Below are 16,171 nucleotides of genomic sequence, written 5' to 3'. Positions count from 1 at the left end.
CGTGCGCGGCGGCCACCGCCAGCGGGTTGCCGGCATAGGTGCCGCCCAGGCCGCCGGCGGCCGGCGCGTCCATGATCTCGGCGCGTCCGACCACGCCCGAGATCGGGAAGCCGCCGCCCAGACTCTTGGCCATGGTGATCAGGTCGGCCTGGACCGCGTGGTGCTCCATGGCGAACAGCTTGCCGGTGCGCCCGAATCCGGTCTGCACCTCGTCGGCGATCAGCAGGATGCCGTGCTCGTCGCAGACCTTGCGCAGCGCCGTCATCAGTTCCGGCGGGGTGATGTTGAAGCCGCCTTCGCCCTGCACCGGTTCGATGATGATGGCCGCGACCCGGCGCGGATCGATATCGCACTTGAACAGCAGGTCCAGCGCCTTGAGCGAATCGGCCACGCTGACGGACTGGGCCGCGTTGGGGAAGGGGACGTGGTAGATGTCGCCCGGCATCGGGCCGAACGACAGCTTGTAGGGGGCGACCTTGCCGGTCAGCGCCATGCCCAGCATGGTGCGGCCGTGGAACGATCCGGAAAAGGCGATCACGCCCGAGCGCCCGGTGGCCGAGCGCGCGATCTTCACCGCGTTCTCCACGGCTTCCACGCCGGTGGTGAAAAAGGCCGACTTCTTCAGGCCGGCTATGGGCGCGACGCGGTTGATGCGCTCGGCCAGCGTGACGTAGCCCTCGTACGGCACGATCTGGTAGGCCGTATGGGTGAATGCGTCGAGCTGCGCGGCGACCGCGGCCTTGACCTTCGGATGCAGGTGGCCGGTGTTCAGCACGGCGATGCCGCCGGCGAAATCGATGTATTCCTTGCCCTCGGCGTCCCACAGCGTCGCGTTTTCGGCGCGCACGGCGTAGAAGTCGCACATGACGCCGACGCCACGCGGCGTGGCCAGGGAACGGCGGGTATTCAGATCCTGATTCTTCATCTCGGCCTCGCAGAGCGTGATGGGGACGGTAAAACCAATATTTAATGCTACGATGGCCCCATTTATGGGAACCACTTTTCTAAAACGGGTAGAACCAATTGCGTTCCATCGTCGGTGACCTGCTGCTGCTGCGCCTGGGCGACGGCGCCAGCGGTCCCATGAACAAGCGCCTGTACCAGGGCATCCGCGAAGCCATCCTGGACGGCGCCATCGCCGCGGACTCGCGGCTGCCCGCCACGCGCGACCTGGCGGCCGAGCTGGGCATCGCCCGCAATACCGTGGTGCACGTCTACAGCCAGCTGCTGGCCGAAGGCTATACCCGCAGCCGCCAGGGCAACGGCACCTTCGTCAACGCCTCGGTGCCGGACTCCTACCTGGCCAGCGGCCGGCGCCGCCGCCAGCCGCCGCCGGCCGCGCCGCGCCCGGCGCTGTCGGCGCGCGGCGCGGCCATCGTCGACGGCGCCTCGGCCTCGCCCTACCAGTGGGGCGCGTTCATGCCCGGCGTGCCCGACCTGGCCGAGTTCCCGCACAAGAAGTTCGGCCGCATCATGAGCGGCCTGTGGCGCAATCCCACGCCCGACCTGCTGACCTACTCGTACGGCGGCGGCCTGCCGGCGCTGCGCGAGGCGCTGGCGCAGCATCTGGCGCTGACGCGCTCCATCGACTGCGACCCCGAGCAGATCCTGATCACCGAGGGACTGCACCAGGCCATCGACCTGACCACCCGCATCCTGGGCGAGGCCGGCGAAACCGCCTGGGTCGAGGACCCCGGCTACTGGGGCGCGCGCACCGTGCTGCAGGCCAACGGCCTGCGCACGCTGCACCTGCCGGTGGACGAGGAGGGCATGCGGCTGCCGGAATCGCTCGTCGAGCCGCCGCGCTTCATTTTCGTCACGCCTTCGCATCAGTATCCGCTGGGCCCGGTCATGTCGCTGGCGCGCCGCCGCCAGCTGCTGGCCGTGGCGCGCGCCAGCGGCAGCTGGATCATCGAAGACGACTACGACAGCGAATTCCGCTTCTCCGGCCGGCCCATCGCCTCGCTGCTGGGGCTGGAGCCGGACGCGCCCGTGATCTACATGGGCACCTTCAGCAAGACGCTGTATCCGGGCCTGCGCGTGGGCTACCTGGTGCTGCCCAAGGCCTNCAGCACGGCGATGCCGCCGGCGAAATCGATGTATTCCTTGCCCTCGGCGTCCCACAGCGTCGCGTTTTCGGCGCGCACGGCGTAGAAGTCGCACATGACGCCGACGCCACGCGGCGTGGCCAGGGAACGGCGGGTATTCAGATCCTGATTCTTCATCTCGGCCTCGCAGAGCGTGATGGGGACGGTAAAACCAATATTTAATGCTACGATGGCCCCATTTATGGGAACCACTTTTCTAAAACGGGTAGAACCAATTGCGTTCCATCGTCGGTGACCTGCTGCTGCTGCGCCTGGGCGACGGCGCCAGCGGTCCCATGAACAAGCGCCTGTACCAGGGCATCCGCGAAGCCATCCTGGACGGCGCCATCGCCGCGGACTCGCGGCTGCCCGCCACGCGCGACCTGGCGGCCGAGCTGGGCATCGCCCGCAATACCGTGGTGCACGTCTACAGCCAGCTGCTGGCCGAAGGCTATACCCGCAGCCGCCAGGGCAACGGCACCTTCGTCAACGCCTCGGTGCCGGACTCCTACCTGGCCAGCGGCCGGCGCCGCCGCCAGCCGCCGCCGGCCGCGCCGCGCCCGGCGCTGTCGGCGCGCGGCGCGGCCATCGTCGACGGCGCCTCGGCCTCGCCCTACCAGTGGGGCGCGTTCATGCCCGGCGTGCCCGACCTGGCCGAGTTCCCGCACAAGAAGTTCGGCCGCATCATGAGCGGCCTGTGGCGCAATCCCACGCCCGACCTGCTGACCTACTCGTACGGCGGCGGCCTGCCGGCGCTGCGCGAGGCGCTGGCGCAGCATCTGGCGCTGACGCGCTCCATCGACTGCGACCCCGAGCAGATCCTGATCACCGAGGGACTGCACCAGGCCATCGACCTGACCACCCGCATCCTGGGCGAGGCCGGCGAAACCGCCTGGGTCGAGGACCCCGGCTACTGGGGCGCGCGCACCGTGCTGCAGGCCAACGGCCTGCGCACGCTGCACCTGCCGGTGGACGAGGAGGGCATGCGGCTGCCGGAATCGCTCGTCGAGCCGCCGCGCTTCATTTTCGTCACGCCTTCGCATCAGTATCCGCTGGGCCCGGTCATGTCGCTGGCGCGCCGCCGCCAGCTGCTGGCCGTGGCGCGCGCCAGCGGCAGCTGGATCATCGAAGACGACTACGACAGCGAATTCCGCTTCTCCGGCCGGCCCATCGCCTCGCTGCTGGGGCTGGAGCCGGACGCGCCCGTGATCTACATGGGCACCTTCAGCAAGACGCTGTATCCGGGCCTGCGCGTGGGCTACCTGGTGCTGCCCAAGGCCTTGACCGCGGCGTTCCAGGCCGCGCATGCCGAGCTGTACCGCGAAGGCCATCTGATGACGCACGCGGCGCTGGCCACCTTCATCGCCGACGGCCATTACGCCGCCCACATCCGCCGCATGCGCATGCTGTACGGACGCCGCCGCGCCATGCTGGTCAATCTGATCGAAAGGCGGCTGGGGCCGCAGTGGCTGCACCGCGACGCCAGCATGGCCGGCCTGCACCTGGTGCTGACGCTGCCGCCGGACATGGACGACCGGCGCGTGGTGGAAGTGGCGCACGGCAAAGGCGTGCTGACGCGCGCGCTGTCGCGCTACTACGTCAACGACGAGGCGCGCCGGCCCGGCCTGCTGCTGGGCTACGCCTGCGTGCCCGACCACGAGATCGCGCGCAAATTCGAAGTGCTGCTGGAAAGCCTGGCGGAAGTGGCGCACGCGCCCGCCGCCCGGCGCGGCGCCAAGGCCGCCGCGCTACGGCCGTCGCCCTAACGCGGCGGCGAAGGCGGCGGCGTTGCGCATGCCCTGGTCCTCGAAATTGGTATTGAAGACGGCGTGCGCCTGCGCGCTCTGCGCCGCCAGCCGCGCAAAGCGTTCGGCCAGCTCCGCCAGTTCCTGCTCCGTGTACTCGTACTGGAAGCGTCCCGACGAGGCCGCGCCCGATGCGTTCCAGGTCGCCGCGTTGCGCCCGTGCAGCCGCAGCAGCGCGAGTTCCGGATGGGTGCAGGCCCAGACCGCGGGCACCGTGTTGGCGTAGCCCTGGGGCGCGTCCACCACCGTGTGCGCCACGCCCAGCTCGCGCTCGAACGCCAGCGTGGCCTCGGTGGCCGCGGGCGTGGCGAACCAGCTTGCGTGGCGGAACTCCACCGACACCAGGTGTTCTTCCATGCGCCGCGCGCAGTCGCCGACCCGCGCCATGCCGCGCGCATCGCGCCGCACCCAGGGCGGAAACTGGAAATGCACCGCGCCCAGCTTGCCGGGCAGGCGCAGCGGCTCCAGCGCCAGCTGGAAGCGGCGCCAGAGCTCGTCGCGCAGGTCGGACGGCATCTGGTCGTGGTAGATGAGCGGCTCGGGCCAGTCGGCCAGTTCGCGCCGGATGTCGGCGGGCAGCGCCGAAAGCGGCGTCTGGTGCCCGGTGAACAGCCGGAAGGCCTTGATGTTGAAGACGAATCCGTCGGGCGTGCGCTGGTCCCACAGATAGGCGTTTTGCGCCGTGGGCATGGCGTAATAGCTGGAATCGACCTCGGCCATGCCGAAGCGCGAGGCGTAGTGGCGCAGCCGCGCCTCGGCGCTGCGGGCCTCGGGCGGATAGAACCGGCCGCAGGCCAGCAGCGTGGGGTCGGTCCAGGAAGCGGTGCCGGTCAGAAGGCGCACGGAATCAGACGGAATCCAAAAAATTCTGTATAAATATACAGTGCCAATCCCGAGCCGGGCAATGTCCCGGCGCCTTGCCTGCCGAGGCCGCCGCCGGCGGCCCCCGTTCCATGTCCGACCCCAACAGCCTGCCGTCTCCGTCCGCCTCCGAACGCCCCGATCCCCTGGGCGATCTCAATCCCGCCCAGCGCGAAGCCGCCGAATTCGGCGCGGCCGCGCCGTTGCTGGTGATCGCGGGCGCCGGCTCGGGCAAGACCAACACGCTGGCGCACCGAGTCGCCCACCTGATCCTCAACGGCGCGGACCCGCAGCGCATGCTGCTGCTGACGTTCTCGCGCCGCGCGGCGCTGGAGATGGAGCGGCGCGTGGGCACGGTGCTGCAGCGGGCGATGAACCTGCGCTCCACGCAGCAGCCGCCGTCGCTGCCGTGGGCCGGCACTTTCCACGCGATCGGCGCGCGGCTGCTGCGCGATTGCGCGCAGCGCATCGGCCTGGCCGAAACCTTCACCATCCATGACCGCGGCGACGCCGAGGACCTCATGGGCATGGTGCGCCACGAACTCGGGCTGTCGGCCACCAAGTCGCGCTTTCCGCTCGAGGGCACCTGCCTGGCGATCTATTCGCGGGTGGTCAACAGCCAGACGCCCGTGGCCGACGTGCTCAAGACCGCCTTCCCGTGGTGCGCGCAATGGGAGGACGAACTCAAGAACCTGTTTCGCGCCTACGTCGCGGCCAAGCAGGACCAGCAGGTGCTGGACTACGACGACCTGCTGCTCTACTGGGCCGAGATGATGGGCGACCCCGGCATCGCGGCCGACCTGGGGGCGCGCTTCGACCACGTGCTGGTCGACGAGTACCAGGACACCAACCGCCTGCAGGCGGCCATCCTGCTGGCCCTGAAGCCCGACGGGCGCGGCCTGACCGTGGTGGGCGACGACGCCCAGGCCATTTATTCGTTCCGCGCGGCCACCGTGCGCAACATCCTGGACTTCCCCACGCAGTTTCCCGAGCCGGCGCGCGTCATCACGCTGGAGCGCAACTACCGCTCCACCCAGCCCATCCTGAACGCGTCCAACGCGGTCATCGGCCAGGCCACGGAACGCTATGCCAAGGATCTCTGGACCGACCGCCAGTCGTCGCAGCTGCCCGAGCTGGTGACGGTCAGCGACGAGGCCGGCCAGGCGCGCTGGGTCGCCGACCAGGTGCTGGCTCAGCGCGAGGGCGGCGCCACGCTCAAGTCGCAGGCCGCGCTGTTTCGCACCTCCAGCCACAGCGCCGCACTGGAACTGGAGCTGACCCGCCGTAATATCCCTTACGTGAAGTTCGGCGGGCTGCGCTTTCTGGAGGCCGCGCACGTCAAGGACCTGCTCTCGCTGCTGCGCTGGGCCGAGAATCCGCGCGGACGCATGGCCGGATTTCGCGTGGCGCAGCTGCTGCCGGGCATCGGCCCGGCCACCGCGGCCAGGCTGATGGACGCCATGTCGGCCTCGCCGCAGCCGCTGCAGGCGCTGCGCGAATTCAAGCCGGGCGCGGCGGCCCAGGAGGAATGGCGCGGCTTCGCCGACACCTACGCCGCGCTGTGCGATTCCGGCCTGAAGTGGCCGGCCGACGCCGACCTGGCCCTGCGCTGGTACGGCAGTCAGCTGGAGCGGCTGTACGACGACGCCCGGGTGCGCCGCGCCGATCTCGACCAGCTGCTGCGCATCGCCTCGGGCTATCCGTCGCGCGAGCGCTTCCTGACCGAGCTGACCCTGGACCCGCCGGACGCCACCAGCGACGAATCCGGCGCGCCGCTGCGCGACGAGGACTACATGATCCTGTCCACCATCCATTCGGCCAAGGGCCAGGAATGGAAGGCGGTCTATGTGCTGAACGTGGTGGACGGCTGCATCCCGTCCGACATGAGCACCGGCACGGCCGAAGAGATCGAGGAAGAGCGCCGCCTGCTGTACGTGGCCATGACGCGCGCCCGCGAGCGCCTGCAGCTCATCGTGCCGCAGCGCTTCTACGTGCACCAGCAGACCGGCATGGGCGACCGCCACGTCTACGGCTCGCGCACGCGCTACATCTCGAATGCGATGCTGCCGCTGTTCGAGCACCTGCCCAAGCCCCCGCCGCTGCCCGAAGGGCGCGGCGCGTCGCCGCAGCCGCAGGCGCCAAGCGTGGACGTGGCCCGGCGGGTGCGAAATCTGTTCTCGTAGAAAGGGCTATCATCGCCCGATACCGGCACGGGTCGCATAGTCCGAGGGTGTTTATGTCTACTGAAGAACTCGCCGCCGACGCGGCGAAACGCGAAGTCGTCGCGTCGATCGCCTACGTGAACGGGCGGCGCGAACGCGAGGTTCCCATCGACGAGGTCGGGCAGTACGTCAGGCAGGGCCACGGCATGCTGTGGATAGGCCTGCGCAATCCCGGCCCGGAACTGCTGGGCAGGATCGCGAGCGAACTCGGCGCCTGCGGCAAGAACCAGGAAGAAATGCTGGAGGCCCATCGCCGGCCCAAGATCATCGACTACGGCAACATGATCCTGATCGTGGCCATCACGGTGGAGGTCGAGGCCGAGCGGCCGATCTTCGGCGAAACCCAGTTCCTCATCGGCGACGGTTTCCTGGTCACGGTGCGGCGCGGCGCCACCGCCGGCCACAGCGCGCTGCGCGAACGGCTGGAGGCCGCGCCCGACCTGCTCAAGCGCGGCAGCGACTATGTGGCTTCCGAGCTGCTGGACTGGCTGGTCGACCGCTACGTGGCGGCGGCCGGCAAGATCGAGGCGGTGGTGGAGGGCGCCGAGCAGAAGCTGCTGATCCGCGGCGCCAAGGACTCCGACATCCGCAGGCTGTACCGGCAGCGCCGCGACCTGCTGCGCATCCACACGGTGGTCTCGCCGCTGGCCGAGATCTGCCGCCGCCTGGCGCGCGTGGAGATGTCGGCCGTGGACGAGCACGCCCGCCCGTATTTCGGCGAGGTCGCCGACCGCGTGCTGCGGGTGGACGAGCTGTTCAACGCCTTGCGCGAATCGCTGGCGTTCGCGTTCGAAGCCAGCCTCATGATCGGCCAGGCGGCGCAGAACGACACCACCCGCAAGCTGGCCTCCTGGGCCGCCATCCTGGCGGTGCCCACCGCCATCGCCGGCATCTACGGCATGAACTTCGAGTTCATGCCCGAACTCAAATCGCCCTGGGGCTATCCCGTCACGCTGGGCGTGATCGCGAGCGTCTGTTCGGTGCTGTACTGGCGGTTCCGGAAGTCGGGGTGGTTGTAGGATGGGTGCAGCGCGAGAGTTCTTGAGCAAGAACCCAAATATCGAGCGCGCGTAACCCATCAGGCGGCGCCAGCCGCCGGTTTTCGTGGCAAGAGACAAATAATCAGCATGCGACGAAAACCGGCGGCTGCCGCCCCCCTCCTTATGGCAAACTTCCTGCGTTTTCCATTCTGGAGATCTGCCGGTGCGTGGCAATCCTTATTTTCGCGGAGGCGGCAAGCTGGCCGCCGTGGTCGTCGCCCTTATCCTTGCGGCGGCGGCGGCCGTGGTCGATTGGCTGCAGCCTGCCGGGCGGCAGGAGCCGCAGCCGGCGCCGCCGGCGCAGGGCCGGGCGGACGGGGTGCCTGCCGGCAGCTATACGCTGACGGGCATGATCGTCAATGTCGCCGACGGCGACACCGTCACGCTGCGGGCGCCGGACGGGCAACGCAAGATCCGCATGGACAGCATCGACGCGCCCGAGGAAGGGCATGGCGCCGAACAGCCCGGCCAGCCCTATGCCGAGGCCGCGCGCAAGCATCTTGCCGGCCTGGTGGCGGGCAAGACGCTGACCGCCCAGTGCTATGAAAAAGACCAGTACGGCCGCGACGTGTGCGCGCTGATGCTGGAGAACGGGCAGTCGGCCAACCGCGCCCAGGTCGAGGCCGGCTACGCCTGGGCCTACACGGCGCGCCGCGGCGACTACCTGCGCGACCAGGCCATGCCGGAACTGCAGCGCCAGGCCAAGGCGGCCGGGCGCGGCCTGTGGGCGCAGCCGGGCGCGGTGCAGCCCTGGAAATGGCGCTACGACTGCTGGCGGCAGCGCCAGTGCGGCTGAGCGCGGCGCGGCCCTATGGGTCCGGGCCCGTGTTTGCTATCCTCTGTCGCAACGATTCGAAGGGAAGGTTTCCATGGGTGCATTGAAGCGGCTCTGGGCGATGGCCTTGCTGTTGTCGCTGGCGTTGGCGGGCTGCTCGCGGGAAAGCCCCATCAACAGCCCTTATCCGGCCGGCGCCGAAGGCCAGAACACGCTTTATTCGGCCTTCGTCAAGCGCTCGCCCAAGTACCTGGACCCGGCCAGCTCCTATTCCGGCGACGAAACCCCCTATACCTACAACATCTACGAGACGCTTTACGGCTACCACTATCTGAAGCGGCCCTACGAACTGGTGCCGCGCGCGGCGGCCTCGATCGACCCGCCGGTCTACCTGGACGCCCAGGGCGACACGCTGCCGGCCGACGCGCCGGGCCAGCAGATCGCCGAGAGCGTGTACGACATCAAGCTGCGCCCCGGCTCGCGCTACGCGCCGCATCCGGCCTTCGCGCGCAAGGCCGACGGCGGTTATGAATACTTTCCGCTGGCGCCGGGCGAACTCGAAGGCAAGTACTACATTCCCGATTTCCCGCGCACCGGCACGCGCGAGCTGACCGCCGACGACTATGTCTACGGCCTGCGGCGCCTGGCCAGCCCGCGCGTGGTGTCGCCGATCTCGGCGCTGATGGCCGAGCACATCGTGGGCCTGAAAGAATACGGCGAGCGCCTGCGCCAGCGCGACCAGGCGCTGCGGCGCGACGCGCCGGGCGGCGCCGGCGCGCCGCCCTGGCTGGACCTGCGCGAGCCCGACGGCTTCACCGGCGTGCAGGCGCTGGACGCCCACACCCTGCGCATCCGCGTCAAGGGCAAGTATCCGCAGTTCAAGTACTGGCTGGCCATGACTTTCACCGCGCCCATTCCCTGGGAGGCGGACCGCTTCTACAGCCAGCCGGGCATGGCCGAGCATGACCTGTCGTTCAACACCTGGCCGGTGGGCACCGGCCCGTACATGCTGGCGGAGTCGCTGCAGAACCGCCGCCACGTGCTGGCCCGCAATCCCAACTACCACGGCGAACCCTATCCCTGCGAAGGCGAACCCGGCGACGAGGCCGCCGGCCTGCTGGCCGACTGCGGCAAGCCCACGCCCTTCATCGACCGCGCGGAATTCAGCGTCGAAAAAGAAGCCATACCGCTGACCGGCAAGTTCATGCAGGGCTATTACGACATGCCGCAGATCGAGCGCGGCGAATACGGCGTGGCCATGCTGGTGGCGGCCGGCGACAGCCAGGACAAGGCGCGCCTGTACCGCGAGCACGGCATCAAGCTGCCCACCACGGTCGAGACGGCCAACTGGTACATGGGCTTCAACTGGCTGGACCCGGTGGTGGGCAAGGGCGATACGCCCGGGCAGCAGGAAAAGAACCGCAAGCTGCGCCAGGCCATCAGCATCGCCTTCGACTGGGAAGAATACGTGGCCGTGTTCGAGAACAGCCAGGCTTCGGTGGCCTACGGCCCGGTGCCGCCAGGCGTGCTCGGCTACCGCGAGCCGCCCGAGGGCATCAACCCGGTGGTCTACGACCTGGTGGACGGCAAGCCCGTGCGCAAATCGGTGGACGTGGCCAAGCGCCTGCTGGCCGAGGCCGGCTACCCGGACGGCCGCAACGCCGAGACCGGCGCGCCGCTGGTGCTGTACTACGACTCCATGTCGGGCGGCGGCTCCAATCCGCAGTTCGACTGGATGCGGCGCCAGCTCGCCAAGATCGGCGTGCAGCTGGACGTGCGCGCCACCGACTACAACCGCTTCCAGGACAAGATGATGCGCGGCGCCGCGCAGATCTTCTTCTGGGGCTGGAACGCCGATTATCCCGACGCCGAAAATTTCCTGTTCCTGCTGTACGGCCCCAACGCCAAGGCCAAGGGCGGCGGCGAAAACGCGGCCAATTACGCCAGCCCCGAATACGACCGGCTGTTCGAGCAGCTCAAGTTCCTGGACGACGGCCCCGAGAAAGAAAAGCTGATCGCGAAAATGGTGGCCATCGTGCAGCGCGACGCGCCCTGGATGTTCGGCTACTTTCCGATGTCGGGCGGCGCCTACCAGCAATGGGTGGGCAACGCCAAGCCGACCCAGATGGTGCGCAACACGCTGCAATACATGAAGATCGATCCCGGGCTGCGCCAGCGCAAGATCGACGAATGGAATTCCCCCAGATGGTGGCCCGTCGGCGTCTTCGTGCTGCTGCTGGCGCTGGCGATCTGGCCTTCGTACGTGGCGCTCAAGCGGCGCGAACGCCAGACGGCATTCGCGCCGCGCGCCGGCAAGGAGCATCAATCATGATCGGCTACGTGATCCGCCGGCTGCTGTACGGCGTGCTGATTCTGATCGGCGTGAATCTCTTTACCTTCATCCTGTTCTTCGCGGTGAACACGCCCGACGACATGGCGCGCCTGGCCATCGGCGGCCAGCGCGTCAGCCAGGAGGCGGTGGAAAAGTGGAAGGCCGAGCGCGGCTACGACAAGCCGCTGTTTTTCAACAGCAAGGCCGAGGGCGCGGCCCGGCTGACCGACACGGTGTTCTACCAGCGCTCGGTGCCGCTATTGGCCATGGAGTTCGGCGCCTCCGACGGCGGCCGCGACATCGGCCGCGAGATCCAGACGCGCATGGGGCCCAGCCTGGCGCTGGCGGTGCCCACCTTCATCCTGGGGCTTTTCGTCAGCATCGTGTTCTCGCTGACGCTGGTGTATTTCCGGGCCACGCGGCTGGATTTCTGGGGCGTGGTGCTGTGCGTGCTGCTGCTGTCCATCTCCAGCCTGTTCTACATCATCGCCGGCCAGTGGGTGTTCGCCAAGCTGCTGCGGCTGGTGCCGTTCTCGGGCTTCTCGGGCGGGCTGGACGCGGTCAAATTCCTGGCGCTGCCGGTGCTGGTCGCCATCGTGTCGCGGCTGGGGCCGGAAGCGCGCTTCTACCGCACCCTGTTCCTGGAGGAGATCGGCAAGGACTACGTGCGCACCGCCCGTTCCAAGGGCCTGGCCGAGCGCGTGGTGCTGTTCAGGCACGTGCTGCGCAACGCCATGCTGCCCATCCTGACCGGCACGGTGGCCGCGCTGCCGCTGCTCTTCATGGGCAGCCTGATCGCCGAATCCTTTTTCGGCATTCCCGGCCTGGGCAGCTACACCATCGACGCGATCAACGCGCAGGACTTCTCCATCGTGCGCGCCATGGTGTTCCTGGGCGCCGCGCTCTATATCGTCGGGCTGATCCTGGCCGACATTTCCTACACGCTGGCCGATCCCCGCGTCAGATTCGAGTAGCCGCCATGCCCAAGTTCGTCTTTCTCTGGACCGATATCGCGCTATGGCTGATGGTGCTGGGCGCGGCCGCCTACGCCTGGCGGGTGCGCCGCAGCCCGAATCTGCGCTCGACCTGGGCGCGCGTCGCCCGCGATACGCCGGCCATGTGCTCGGCCGTGGTGCTGGCCGCCTTCGTCGCGGTGGGCCTGCTGGATTCGGTGCACTACCGGCCCCAGTTGCCGCCCGCGCCGGGCGCGCCGGCCGACGCCGCCCCGGTCTATGCGCCCGCGGTGCGCTCGGCGCTGGACGGCCTGCTTGCCGGCACGGTGCTGATGCGGCCGGAGAAAACCTATTCCGAACCGCTGGCCGTGCGCCAGTTCACCAAGGAAACCGAGCTGGTCGACGGCAAGCCGGTGCGCGATTTTCCCCGGCTGCGCGGCGCCGGCCTGCACCTGGAGGACCCGGACCGCGACCGCGGCGGCGACCTGCTCAGGCGGCTGGGGCTGGGCCTGGCCGGCGGGCTGGCCGTGGCGCTGGCGGCGGCCGGGGTGCTGTACGCCTGCCTGCGGCGGCGGCGCGCGGCGTCCGGCGATCATGCCGGCGTGCCCTGGGGCGCCATGACGCTCACCTTCACGCTGCTGTGCCTGGCGGTGGGGGCGCTGGCGGGGCTGTCCAGCGGCTACCACGCGCTGGGCACCGACCGCATCGGCAACGACGTGCTGTGGCAGGCATTGAAAAGCATCCGCACCGCGCTCGTGATCGGCAGCCTCACCACCGTGGCCATGCTGCCGCCGGCCATCGTCTTCGGCATCGCGGCCGGCTATTTCAAGGGCAGGATCGACGACGCCATCCAGTACCTGTACACCACCATCACCTCGATTCCGGGCGTGCTGCTGGTGGCCGCCTGCGCGCTGATGATGCANNNGCGCGCCGACCTGCGCCTGTTCCTGCTGTGCATGATCCTGGGCTTTACCGGCTGGGCCGGGCTGTGCCGCCTGCTGCGCGCCGAAACCCTGAAGCTGCGCGAGCTGGAATACGTGCAGGCCGCCAGGGCCTTCGGCGTATCGCACTGGCGCATCATGACGCGCCACCTGCTGCCCAACGTGGCGCACCTGGTCCTGATCACCATGGTGCTGGAGTTCTCGGGGCTGGTCCTGTACGAGGCGGTGCTGTCGTACCTGGGCATAGGCGTGGACCCCAGCATGAATTCCTTCGGCTCGATGATCGACGGCGCCCGGCTGGAAATGTCCCGCGATCCCATGATCTGGTGGAACCTGATGACCGCATTCATCTTCATGCTGGCCCTGGTGCTGGCGGCCAATCTGTTCGCCGACGCCGTGCGCGACGCGTTCGATCCGCGCACCCGCCGCTACAAGCCGGCGCGCCGCGGCCTGGGCCTGTTCAGGCGCGGCGCCGCGGCCGCGCCTTCGCGCTCCGGAGACGCGCCATGAGCCAGACGCCCTTGCTCGAGGTCCGCGAACTGGAAGTGGACATCGCCGGCGAAAGCGGCATGACCCAGGCGGTCAAGCGCCTGCAGTTGGCCATCTCCCGGCGCCAGACCTTCGCGCTGGTGGGCGAATCCGGCTGCGGCAAGAGCATGACGGCGCTGGCGCTGCTGCGCCTGCTGCCGGACGCCGGCCGCATCGTGGGCGGGCAGATCGACCTGGACGGCGAGGACCTGAACCGCCTGCCGGAAAGCGCGATGCGCGGCGTGCGCGGAGGGCGCATCGGCATCATCTTCCAGGAACCGTCGACCAGCCTGAATCCGGTGATGCGCGTTGGTGACCAGATCGTCGAGACCCTGCTCGCGCATACGTCGCTGCGCGGCGCGGCCNCATCACCTCGATTCCGGGCGTGCTGCTGGTGGCCGCCTGCGCGCTGATGATGCAGGTCTACATCGACAATAACGCGGACCTGTTCGACACCTCGGCCGCGCGCGCCGACCTGCGCCTGTTCCTGCTGTGCATGATCCTGGGCTTTACCGGCTGGGCCGGGCTGTGCCGCCTGCTGCGCGCCGAAACCCTGAAGCTGCGCGAGCTGGAATACGTGCAGGCCGCCAGGGCCTTCGGCGTATCGCACTGGCGCATCATGACGCGCCACCTGCTGCCCAACGTGGCGCACCTGGTCCTGATCACCATGGTGCTGGAGTTCTCGGGGCTGGTCCTGTACGAGGCGGTGCTGTCGTACCTGGGCATAGGCGTGGACCCCAGCATGAATTCCTTCGGCTCGATGATCGACGGCGCCCGGCTGGAAATGTCCCGCGATCCCATGATCTGGTGGAACCTGATGACCGCATTCATCTTCATGCTGGCCCTGGTGCTGGCGGCCAATCTGTTCGCCGACGCCGTGCGCGACGCGTTCGATCCGCGCACCCGCCGCTACAAGCCGGCGCGCCGCGGCCTGGGCCTGTTCAGGCGCGGCGCCGCGGCCGCGCCTTCGCGCTCCGGAGACGCGCCATGAGCCAGACGCCCTTGCTCGAGGTCCGCGAACTGGAAGTGGACATCGCCGGCGAAAGCGGCATGACCCAGGCGGTCAAGCGCCTGCAGTTGGCCATCTCCCGGCGCCAGACCTTCGCGCTGGTGGGCGAATCCGGCTGCGGCAAGAGCATGACGGCGCTGGCGCTGCTGCGCCTGCTGCCGGACGCCGGCCGCATCGTGGGCGGGCAGATCGACCTGGACGGCGAGGACCTGAACCGCCTGCCGGAAAGCGCGATGCGCGGCGTGCGCGGAGGGCGCATCGGCATCATCTTCCAGGAACCGTCGACCAGCCTGAATCCGGTGATGCGCGTTGGTGACCAGATCGTCGAGACCCTGCTCGCGCATACGTCGCTGCGCGGCGCGGCCGCGCGCGAGCGCGCCATCGAGTGGCTGCGGCGCGTGGGCATTCCCGAGCCCGAGCGGCGCGTGGACGACTATCCCTTCCAGTTCNNNCGCGTCATGATCGCCATCGCGCTGGCGGCCGAGCCGCTGCTGCTGATCGCCGACGAGCCCACCACGGCGCTGGACGTCACCGTGCAGGCGCAGGTGCTGGATCTGCTGGCCGACATCCAGCGCGAGATGGGCATGGCCATCCTGCTGATCACGCACGACCTCGCGGTGGTGAAGAACGTGGCCCATCACGTGGCGCTGATGCGCGCCGGCGAAATCGTCGAGAGCGCCAGCGCCGAGGAGTTCTTCCGCGCGCCGCGCCACCCTTATGCGCGCCAGCTGTTCGAGGCCATTCCCACCTTCGAGAAACGCGGCGTCCCGTTGACGGAGCCGGGCCGCAAGGCGCTGGCCGAGGCAGGCGGGGCGCGCGTCCGGCGTACGGGCGAGGTGGTGCTGGAGGTCGCTGACCTGAAAGTGCATTACCCCGTGCGCAAGGGGCCGCTGCGGCGCATCGTGTCGTGGGTCAAGGCCGCCGACGGGGTGACGTTCGATCTCAAGGCCGGCGAGACCCTGGCGCTGCTGGGCGAATCGGGCTGCGGCAAGACCACCACCGGCAAGGCGCTGCTGCGGCTGATCGACGGCGCGCGCGTCTCGGGCCGCGCGCTGCTAGAGGGCCAGGACCTGCTGACCGCCGACCGCCGCCAGCTGCAACGCCTGCGGCAGGACATCCAGATCGTGTTCCAGGACCCCTACGCCTCGCTCGATCCGCGCATGCGCGTGGGCGACATCCTGGACGAAGGCCTGGCCTCGCTGCGCCGCGGGATGGACAGGACGGCGCGCGCCGCGCTCGCGGCGCGCCTGGTCGAGCGGGTCGGCCTGCCGGCCAACACGCTGGCCCGCTATCCGCACGAGTTCTCCGGCGGCCAGCGCCAGCGCATCGCGATCGCGCGGGCGCTGGCNAGGCCGCCCAGCAGTCCGCCGTTGGCGGCCGCGCCGCCCGAGCCGCCGGCCGTGCCGCCCGCGGCGGCGCCGCCGCCGAGCAATCCGCCCAGCAGGCCGCCGTTGCCGGCGGTTCCGCCCGCGGCTCCGCCCAGGCCGCCCGTGACGCCGGCCAGCAGGCCGGTCACCGGCGCCAGCAGGCCGCCGTTGGCGCCGCCCGGCTGCGTCACGCCGGCCAGCAGGCCGGTGATGGGGCTGAGCAGTCCGCCGTTGCCGTTGGCGCCGCCGGT

The 16,171-nt window shown here is 69.3% G+C and carries 9 protein-coding genes and 5 pseudogenes; 11 read left to right on the top strand and 3 right to left on the bottom strand.

Going from position 1 to position 16,171, the window contains the following annotated elements:
- Positions 1-925: aminotransferase class III-fold pyridoxal phosphate-dependent enzyme (locus C1I89_RS09240; protein ID WP_102772458.1), on the bottom strand; the 925-nt coding region annotated here is incomplete at its 3' end.
- Between the two features lie 98 nt (positions 926-1,023).
- Here C1I89_RS09240 and pdxR (C1I89_RS09235) point away from each other — a divergent pair.
- Positions 1,024-2,091: pseudogene (pdxR, locus tag C1I89_RS09235) on the top strand (MocR-like pyridoxine biosynthesis transcription factor PdxR); the annotation flags it as partial.
- On the opposite strand, the pseudogene C1I89_RS35855 reads toward pdxR (C1I89_RS09235), so the two are convergent.
- Positions 2,070-2,225, bottom strand: a pseudogene (locus C1I89_RS35855) (4-aminobutyrate--2-oxoglutarate transaminase); the annotation flags it as partial. The pseudogenes pdxR (C1I89_RS09235) and C1I89_RS35855 sit on opposite strands and share 22 nt — an antisense overlap.
- Positions 2,226-2,323: 98 nt before the next feature.
- Between C1I89_RS35855 and pdxR (C1I89_RS09225) the strand changes: the two are divergent.
- Positions 2,324-3,853 carry a MocR-like pyridoxine biosynthesis transcription factor PdxR gene (gene pdxR / locus C1I89_RS09225; protein ID WP_369008010.1) on the top strand — a complete coding sequence of 510 codons (1,530 nt, stop codon included), beginning with the start codon at positions 2,324-2,326 and terminating at the stop codon, positions 3,851-3,853.
- Here the strand turns inward: pdxR (C1I89_RS09225) and C1I89_RS09220 are convergent.
- Positions 3,836-4,735 carry a DUF72 domain-containing protein gene (locus C1I89_RS09220; RefSeq protein WP_102772457.1) on the bottom strand — a complete coding sequence of 300 codons (900 nt, stop codon included), beginning with the start codon at positions 4,733-4,735 and terminating at the stop codon, positions 3,836-3,838. The genes pdxR (C1I89_RS09225) and C1I89_RS09220 overlap by 18 nt on opposite strands.
- A 110-nt stretch (positions 4,736-4,845) precedes the next feature.
- On the opposite strand from C1I89_RS09220, the gene C1I89_RS09215 reads away from it, so the two are divergent.
- From C1I89_RS09215 to C1I89_RS09175, 9 genes and pseudogenes are all read left to right on the top strand, one after another.
- On the top strand, positions 4,846-6,936 hold the full coding sequence (locus C1I89_RS09215; protein ID WP_102772847.1) for an ATP-dependent helicase: 2,091 nt from the start codon (positions 4,846-4,848) through the stop codon (positions 6,934-6,936).
- Between the two features lie 53 nt (positions 6,937-6,989).
- Positions 6,990-7,994 (top strand): magnesium and cobalt transport protein CorA, encoded by a 1,005-nt coding sequence (locus C1I89_RS09210; RefSeq protein ID WP_102772456.1) that lies wholly within the window; start codon positions 6,990-6,992, stop codon positions 7,992-7,994.
- 184 nt (positions 7,995-8,178) lie between these two features.
- A complete protein-coding gene (locus C1I89_RS09205) occupies positions 8,179-8,811 on the top strand; it encodes a thermonuclease family protein (protein ID WP_102772455.1) in 633 nt (210 codons plus the stop codon).
- Positions 8,812-8,884: 73 nt separating this feature from the next.
- A complete protein-coding gene (locus C1I89_RS09200) occupies positions 8,885-11,122 on the top strand; it encodes an ABC transporter substrate-binding protein (RefSeq protein ID WP_102772454.1) in 2,238 nt (745 codons plus the stop codon).
- Positions 11,119-12,096, top strand: coding sequence for an ABC transporter permease (locus tag C1I89_RS09195; protein WP_102772453.1), 978 nt, complete (start codon positions 11,119-11,121; stop codon positions 12,094-12,096). Before C1I89_RS09200 ends, C1I89_RS09195 begins: the two co-directional genes overlap by 4 nt.
- Positions 12,097-12,101: 5 nt before the next feature.
- Entirely contained in the window at positions 12,102-13,526 is a 1,425-nt protein-coding gene (locus C1I89_RS09190) for an ABC transporter permease (RefSeq protein WP_102772452.1), read from the top strand.
- Positions 13,523-13,939: pseudogene (locus C1I89_RS09185) on the top strand (ATP-binding cassette domain-containing protein); the annotation flags it as partial. The gene C1I89_RS09190 and the pseudogene C1I89_RS09185, both read left to right, overlap by 4 nt.
- A pseudogene (locus C1I89_RS09180) lies at positions 13,912-14,535 on the top strand (ABC transporter permease); the annotation flags it as partial. The pseudogenes C1I89_RS09185 and C1I89_RS09180, both read left to right, overlap by 28 nt.
- Positions 14,532-15,911: pseudogene (locus tag C1I89_RS09175) on the top strand (ATP-binding cassette domain-containing protein); the annotation flags it as partial. The pseudogenes C1I89_RS09180 and C1I89_RS09175, both read left to right, overlap by 4 nt.
- Positions 15,912-16,171 lie beyond the last annotated feature (260 nt).

The organism is Achromobacter pulmonis (genome assembly GCF_002885955.2).
Taxonomy (GTDB): Bacteria; Pseudomonadota; Gammaproteobacteria; order Burkholderiales; family Burkholderiaceae_B; genus Achromobacter; species Achromobacter pulmonis_A.
The sequence above is the reverse complement of the archived record's forward strand: the minus strand, read 5'-3'. Positions and strand labels throughout refer to the sequence as shown.

Excerpts from the sequence above, each read along its gene's own strand:
- C1I89_RS09210 (WP_102772456.1), top strand. The coding sequence starts at position 6,990 with ATGTCTACTGAAGAACTCGCCGCCGACGCGGCGAAACGCGAAGTCGTC.
- C1I89_RS09195 (WP_102772453.1), top strand. The coding sequence starts at position 11,119 with ATGATCGGCTACGTGATCCGCCGGCTGCTGTACGGCGTGCTGATTCTG.
- C1I89_RS09200 (WP_102772454.1), top strand. The coding sequence starts at position 8,885 with ATGGGTGCATTGAAGCGGCTCTGGGCGATGGCCTTGCTGTTGTCGCTG.
- C1I89_RS09215 (WP_102772847.1), top strand. The coding sequence starts at position 4,846 with ATGTCCGACCCCAACAGCCTGCCGTCTCCGTCCGCCTCCGAACGCCCC.